The organism is Azospirillum soli (assembly GCF_017876165.1).
In the GTDB taxonomy this organism is placed as follows: Bacteria; Pseudomonadota; Alphaproteobacteria; order Azospirillales; family Azospirillaceae; genus Azospirillum; species Azospirillum soli.
In genome coordinates, this window is sequence record NZ_JAGINQ010000054.1 from 1 (window position 1) to 4,407 (window position 4,407).

At 71.3% G+C, this 4,407-nt stretch carries 3 protein-coding genes and 1 pseudogene; 3 read left to right on the forward strand and 1 reads right to left on the reverse strand.

Going from position 1 to position 4,407, the window contains the following annotated elements:
- The 3 genes and pseudogenes from J2852_RS31120 to J2852_RS31130 form a co-directional block, all read left to right on the forward strand.
- A pseudogene (locus tag J2852_RS31120) lies at positions 1-324 on the forward strand (hypothetical protein); the annotation flags it as partial.
- Positions 325-465: 141 nt separating this feature from the next.
- On the forward strand, positions 466-2,673 hold the full coding sequence (locus J2852_RS32200) for a methyl-accepting chemotaxis protein (protein ID WP_209883144.1): 2,208 nt from the start codon (positions 466-468) through the stop codon (positions 2,671-2,673).
- A 95-nt stretch (positions 2,674-2,768) separates the two neighbouring features.
- The gene (locus J2852_RS31130; protein ID WP_209883146.1) at positions 2,769-3,686 is read left to right on the forward strand and encodes a DMT family transporter; all 918 of its coding nucleotides are present in this window, start codon (positions 2,769-2,771) and stop codon (positions 3,684-3,686) included.
- Positions 3,687-3,699: 13 nt separating this feature from the next.
- On the opposite strand, the gene J2852_RS31135 is transcribed toward J2852_RS31130, so the two are convergent.
- Positions 3,700-4,245, reverse strand: a complete 546-nt coding sequence (locus J2852_RS31135) for a nuclear transport factor 2 family protein (RefSeq protein ID WP_209883148.1) — start codon at positions 4,243-4,245, stop codon at positions 3,700-3,702.
- Positions 4,246-4,407 lie beyond the last annotated feature (162 nt).

Genomic DNA, 4,407 nt, shown 5'->3' on the forward strand with positions numbered 1-4,407 from the left:
GTGGCCGGGGTGGGCTACCGGGCGGAGCGCTGGCCGGCCGGGGCGCGGGCGGACTTCGTGGACCTGCGGCTGATCGTGACCGACCTGTGCGTGCTCGACTTCGAGGGCCCGCAGCGGGCGATCCGGGTGCGCTCGCTGCACCCCGGGGTGACCTTCGAGGAGGTGCAGGCGGCGACCGGCTTTCCGCTGCACCGGGACGGCGAGATCCCCCAGACGGCGGCGCCGACGGCGGAGCAGCTGGCGCTGATCCGGCGGCTCGACCCGCATGACCTGCGCGCCGGGGTCTTGCGCGGCAACCCGCCGGGGGTGCGCGCGGCGGCGTGAGCCGCGCGGGGCACGGCGCTCGCGACCAGCACTTGCGCTTCCTCCCTGGGCCGGGTGCTCGCCTCGGGCCGGGTCCCCCATCCGGGGCCCGGCCCTCTTTCCGTGCGGCGCGATCACCTCCGCCAATTCAAGGGAATAAGCATGCACACGACCATCGTGGAAGAGGGATCCCGTCCGCTCGTCAGGAGGGGGCTGCTGTCGGGCATCAGGCACAAGCTGATGCTGGCCATCGGCGCGGTGCTGCTGGGAACGCTGGTCGCGGCGGCGGTGGCGCTGGCCGGCTACGCCAGCGTCGGCGCAACCCTGCGGGCGATCACTGCGGAGGCGGTGCCGTCCATGATGCACGCCATGCGCGTGGCCCAGCACGCGGAGCGGCTGGTCGCCCTCGCCCCGGCCTACGGCGCGGTGGATGAGACCGAGCAGCTTGCCGGGGTCACCGCGCAGTTGACGGCCGAGCGCCGCGCCTTCGAGGCGGTGGTGGAGAACCTGCGCGGTGTGAAGCCGGGGCAGGCCGCGCGCATCGATCAGGGCGTGTCCGACCTGCTGGCCAACCTGCGCCAGCTCGACGACGCCACCGCGCAGCGGGTGCGGCTGGGCGGAATCCGCGACAGGCTGGCGCGCGACGCCGATGCCGCGTCCCAGCGTCTGCAAGGGGTGCTGTCGCCCTGGCGCTCGGCCATCGATCTGGAGATCCGAACGGCGCAGGAGGGCTTGACCCAGGGCGACGCGACCAGCGGCGCGACCGCATCCCTGGAGCAGCAGCTCGTCCAGCTCCGGGCGGCGGAGCGGCTCATCCGTGGCATCGACGACAACGCGGCCCACCTGCGCAATCTGGTGCTGGAGGCCGAGCGCGCGACCGATGCGGCGCGCCTCGGCAGCATCGCCATCAAGGCCGCAGCGCATCATGCGGACATCGTGACCGCCCGCAAGGCGTTGCCGGACGCCCTGCGCACCGGGCTGGAAACGCCGGACGGCGTGCTGACGAAGCTGTCGGGCGCCATCGACGAGCCCCTCGCGGTCTTAAAGCGGGCTGCCGCCGACGCGGACAACCTCGCGGAAACCCGGCGGGCCGAGGTGGAGGTGCTGGCCGAGTTCCGCACCCTGCTGGAGGGCAACCGCGCGCTCTCGGACCGGCTGTCGCGGCTCATCGCGACGCTGGTCGCCGAGGAGCAGGGCGCGTTGGACGCCAGCGCGGCGGAAACGGTGGATCTGCTGGACCACAGCCGGATGGTGCAGATCGGCGTCTGCGTGGCGAGCCTCGTGCTGTCGGCGCTCGTGGTCTGGCTGTATGTCGGGCGCAACCTGATGCGCCGGCTTCTTGACGTGAAGCAGGGAATGGCGCGGATCGTCGCGGGCGACCTGTCGGTGGAGCCGTCGGTCGTCGGGCGCGACGAAATCGCCGAGATGGCGGCGGCGCTGCTGGTGTTCCGCAACACCGCGACCGAGGTCGAACGCGCCAACGCCCGCGCGGAGGAGGAACGCCGCAGCGCCGCCGAGGAACGCCGCCGGGCGGTCCTGGAACTGGCAGCGCAGTTCGAGGATCGGGTGAAGGGGGCGGTGGACGAGGTGTTCGGCGCGTCCAGTCGCATGCAACAGACCGCCCTGGCGGTGACGCAGGCCTCCAACGACACCACCCGGCAGGCCAGGGAGACCGCCGCGGCCGCCTGCCACGCGTCGGCGAGCGTCGATCAGGCGTCCGCCGCCGCGCACGAACTGTCCGCTTCCATCGCCGAGATCGGCCGACAAGCGACGGAATCGGCGTCCATCGCCGGACACGCGGTGGCGCGGGCGCGGCGCACCGACCAGACCATGAACGCGCTCAAGGAAGCGGCGGAGCGGATCGGTGCCGTGCTGAACCTGATCGCCGACATCGCGTCGCAGACCAATCTGCTGGCCTTGAACGCCACCATCGAGGCGGCGCGGGCCGGCGAGGCGGGGAAGGGCTTCGCCGTGGTGGCGCAGGAGGTGAAGGGCCTCGCCAACCAGACGGCCAAGGCGACGGCCCAGATCGCGGCCCAGATCACCGAGATGCAGGCGGTAACCGAAGAGTCGGTCAACGCCATCCAGGACATCGGCCGGACCATCGAGCACATCGACGAGATCGTCGCGACCATCGCGGCGGCCGTCGAACAGCAGCGGGCGGCGACGGACGAGATCGCCCGCAACCTGTCGGATGCGTCCGGCAGCACCGGCCGGGTGTCCGTCAGCATCGACCGGGTCACCGAGACCGCGACGGGAACCGGCCGGTCGGCGGACGAGGTGCTCGGGGCGTCGGAGTGGCTGGCCGGGCAAGCCAACACGCTGACCGATCAGGTGGACCGCTTCCTCGACGAGGTTCGCATCGCCTGAGCGGGCGGGGCGGTGTCGTTCAAACGGACGATGCCGTTGGCCGCCGCCGCTGCCAAGCGTAGCGCCCGTCGATCCAGCCGGCAAAGGCAAGCGTGATGTCCCTCCGTCGATACCTGCCGTCCAACGGGCTGGCCTACGGTCTCCTGATCCTGGCGGCGCTGTTCTGGGGGGCCAATCTGGTGGCCGTCCGCTTCGCGGTCGGGAACGTGTCGCCCATGGCTCTGGGGTGCTTGCGCTGGGTGGTGGTGCTTCTGATCCTCGCGCCGTTCGCCGCCCGGCGCTGCATCGGCGCCGCACCGGCCTTGCGCGCCCACTGGCGGCCCATCGTGTGGATCGGCGGGTTCGGCCTGACGGTCCCGAACCTTTTGATCTTCGTGGCGGCGCAATCGACCACGGCGCTGAACATGGCGATCTTCCTGGGCGCGACGCCGGCGTTCGTGTTCCTCGGCGCCCTCCTGTGGCACCGCACGCCCAGCAGCCCGTTGCAGGTCGTCGGCATGCTGGCGACGCTGCTGGGGGTTGCCGTGGCGGCCGTCCGGGGCGACGTGGCGCGGATCGCCGACTTCGGCATCCACCCAGGCGACCTCTACGTGCTGCTGTCCGGCATCACCGGCGCGGCCTACCAGCTCTACCTGCGCAACACGCCGCCGTTGCCGCCGCTGGTGCTGTTCTACGCCATGGCCGCCGTCGCGTTCATCGTGTCGCTGCCGGCGGCGGCGGTGGAGGCGCTGCTGGGGTTCGGGATCTGGCCGACCGGCATCGGCTGGGCGGTGGTCACCTACGTCGGCCTGTTCCCCACGCTCCTGTCGTCCTTCTGCATGATGCGCGGCATCCAGCTGATCGGGCCCAGCCGAGGCTCGCTGTTCGTCAACCTGACGCCGGTGTTCGCCTCGCTCTTCGCGGTTCTCCTGCTGAACGAGGTCGTGGAGCCGTTCCACGTCGTCGCCGTGATGCTGGTGCTGGGCGGCATCGTCCTGTCGGAGCTCAAGGCCCGCTCGGGGGCCGCCGGCTGAGCGATGCGGCGACTTAACACGCCTGGAAGCGGGGAAACAGGCGCAGCCGCGCGTAGGACGGGTCGCTGGCGTCGGGCCGGCCGTGGACGCTCTGGGCCGCGAACTGGGCGTAGGCGGCCGGATCAACCGGGCGTGTCTCGCTCCAGTCCAGGGTCACGCTGCGCAGGGTGAAGCGCCATACGCCGCCGCGCCGCTCGAAGCGGTCCAGGCTGCGGCTGCCGGTGATGATTTCCCGCGCGTCGGGCGCCGGTGTGCGGTGGTAGTTGATCTTGTAGGTCTCCCCTTCGGCGTGGTCGCCCTCCACCACGAAGAGCGATTGGACGGCGTAGTGGGCGGTCGCCTCGAACTGGGAAAGGGCGTCGGCGACCCACGCGACGTAGGCGTCCACCGGACCGCAGAACATGGCGCCGTGATCGTCGATGGCGTCGTCGTGATAGAGGCTGCGCAACAGCGCGAAGTCACGGCGGTCGATGGCGCGTGAATAGGCCGCGACCAGTTCCCCCAGGGCCTGCTTGTCGGCCAGCATCCGCAGTGTTTCGTCGGGGTGTGTCGGTGTCATCGGAGGGGGCTCCTGCCTGTCTTGGGACCGGGCAGGGATAGGGGTTTGGCGGGTTCCGTTGCATCCTCCAATCGGACCATGGCGGTGCCGTTGCCGCACCGGTCGGCCCGTTAGTCTCTTTGGACGATGCCGCACCGCCGCATCGGTGGGAGGCTGGAGGAC

What these genes read in the sequence shown, in the direction of transcription:
- J2852_RS31135 (WP_209883148.1), bottom strand. Translation starts at nt 4,245, where the DNA reads ATGACACCGACACACCCCGACGAAACACTGCGGATGCTGGCCGACAAG.
- J2852_RS32200 (WP_209883144.1), top strand. Translation starts at nt 466, where the DNA reads ATGCACACGACCATCGTGGAAGAGGGATCCCGTCCGCTCGTCAGGAGG.
- J2852_RS31130 (WP_209883146.1), top strand. Translation starts at nt 2,769, where the DNA reads ATGTCCCTCCGTCGATACCTGCCGTCCAACGGGCTGGCCTACGGTCTC.